Consider the following 2676-nt stretch of genomic DNA (forward strand, 5'->3'; position numbering starts at 1 on the left):
CTTATACTGAGGTAAAGGATCCCAGCTATTTAGCGTACATCAGGGAATCTGAATTAAATTATTTCTTGTTGAACAAGCCATTGACAGATAAGGTATTAGATGGCACTTTGTTGACCACTTATTCAAATGGAATGAAGAAGAGTTTAAGAGAAGTATTAGCCGTTTATCCTGGAAAGGCTGTATATATAGATTTGTGGGCGAGCTGGTGTGGCGCTTGCCGAGTAGATATTGCCGAATCTGCCGATGCAAAGAAATGGATGACGGAAAATGGTGTTGCAGTAGTTTACTTTTCACTTGACAAAGACAAAGCAGCCTGGATGAAAGTGACTGTAAGTGATAAAATAGAAAACGATCAGTACCTGGTAGAGAATGAGTTCTCATCAGAGCTCTCTAAATTTATGGGGATCACGAGTATTCCAAGATATTTACTGATAGATAAAAACCATTTTGTAAAAAGTATTTTTGCTCCAAGACCCCTGGAAAGTGATTTAACACAGCTAAAGTCGCTGGTGAAAATATTTTAGTTGTAGTTACCAATGCATATTTGGACATTTGCAATAGTTGTTTGACGATGAGCAGGTTGGTTACCAGCCTATTATGAAGTAGATTTATTTTAAATCATCTTAATCTCTCAGTATGAAACTATTCAAACTGCTATCCCTTGCAGCAATTGCCGGTTTGTTGGTTACCGGAAGTATGACCAGCAGAAATCATCATCTTCTTTTCTCGGACAGTGCGCCTTCGGGGATTCTTTCACTGGAACTTACCAGGTCTAATAGTATTCAATACCGGATTTTTTCGGAATGGAACCGCCCTGAAAATTATGTTTTTGAACGGGACTGGACAAACCCGGCTGACTCGGTGACAATGGATAGCACTGTGTCGCCGGGTAAAAAGATTAAGTATAGTGAGCCGGGGGAAAAGATTAGGGGTGTGGATGCGGTAGAACGCCAAACGCATGCCGACTATTGGTTTATACTTTTTTATGTGTTTGGATTGATTTTGTTGTTTTGGCATTATTACCGGAATGTTTATCCTTCAAAAGACAGAATTACAAGCAGACAGTTTTGGCTGTTTTCGGGAACGGTAATAGCGATTGGTATTCTGGATCTTGTCGAAAACTACTATATCCTGGAATCTGTTGATCTTTTTAAAAGGCTAAATCCGGAAGATCCCTCGCCAGATAGGCTGAGTGATTTTGTGAAATCCGGAGTGGCAGCTTATGTTTTCTATCCCGCCTTGTTTAAGTTTATTCTCCTGTTTATAACGCTGTACTCATTTGGTTGGTCTATCAGTATTTTTAAACGGCTTACTGGCTGGCTTTCGGGGCTATCCGATAACTTTTTATTTGGATTACGTTTGGGATGGATGTTTCGTATTGTGCTGATTGTACTTTTTGTGCTGTTTGGATTTTTGATCTTTTCTGATCAGGGCCAGGATCTGCTGATTACGATTAATACCTCCTTTTGGGGAACCATAATCTTTCTTTTTTCTATCTCGGTTTTAGCGACGATAAACTGGTATCTGCCCAAGCTATATGCTGGCGGGTTTACGGATTTAATGTTGACGGTGCCAAAAGGTTTTGTGATGGCTGGAAAGAACTCGGTAAATTATGCCCGGTTGTTAGGTGCGCTTACTTTTTTGATCCCGGCTGTGGGTATTCTAAAGACCATGCAGCAGTACCATATGCCTTATCTTTTGGATGATGTGCCTGTGATGGTGATATTGCTGGTTGCCTTGGTGGGCTACAAGCAAATGTTAAAATACAATACGCTGGACTCTTTTTTTGCGCCACGTGGGGTGTTTTCCGCTTTGCGCTATATGATGGTAATGGTGCTGTTTTTTCTCTTGATGATCGCCTTCTATTTCATCAGGGATATGGAAGTGGAACAGTATGGCCGGCTTTCATACCTTTCTCTGGATCTGTTTTTATTATCTTTTGCTTTTCTGATTACTACCACTTACCGGACTAAGATTTCGTTTGTCCAAAATATAGAGGTTGCACCTGTTGTACTGATTGTTGGCTTGCTGCTGGCTGTGGTGTTTATTCTGTTTAATATTCCCCCGATACTCTTTGCGCTTATTGCTAAGTTTAGGTTCTTTACACTTTCCATTGTTATTGCTGCATTGATCTGTTATGCGCTGATATTCTCTTATCTGCTTGTATTAGGTAAACGGACTAAAGTGCAATGGATTACGCTGCTTCTGTTAATAGGGTTTTTGGTCTCTTATGTAAAGATAAGTGATTTTCATAAGGTGAATACCGTTGTGGCCAAAGGAGAGGAGCCAGTGGCATTATCTACTCATATCCGTAGTTGGCTGGAGCATAGACGAGGAGAAATTGCGACATACCAGGCTGAGCACAATAAGCCTTACCCTGTATTTTTTTTAAATTCTTATGGCGGCGGGATCAGGGCCTCCGTATGGGCCACTATGGTAGTGAGTGAACTGGATTCCCTGGTACTTGCCTCACGTGGCAGTAAGCAGATAAGTGATGATTTCCAGCATCATGTATTTTCCTTTTCAGGCGCATCTGGCGGGACTATAGGCTTTTCTCTTTTGACGGCAGACAGAGTTAAGGCAAAAGATAGTATCTCTTCCGGAAGGTTTTACCCTAATAACACCAAGGTATATGAGTACGATTACCTGACAGCGAATGTAGTGGGGGTTTTTGGA

Annotated in this window: 2 protein-coding genes; both read left to right on the top strand. The window is 41.1% G+C overall.

Going from position 1 to position 2676, the window contains the following annotated elements; genetic code table 11:
• On the top strand, positions 1–524 hold a 524-nt coding region (locus AC1DDX_RS26175; protein WP_477622894.1), incomplete at its 5' end, for a TlpA family protein disulfide reductase.
• Between the two features lie 112 nt (positions 525–636).
• On the top strand, positions 637–2676 hold a 2040-nt coding region (locus tag AC1DDX_RS26180; protein WP_477622895.1), incomplete at its 3' end, for a hypothetical protein.

Source organism: Pedobacter sp. 10L46_2, from assembly GCF_056395165.1.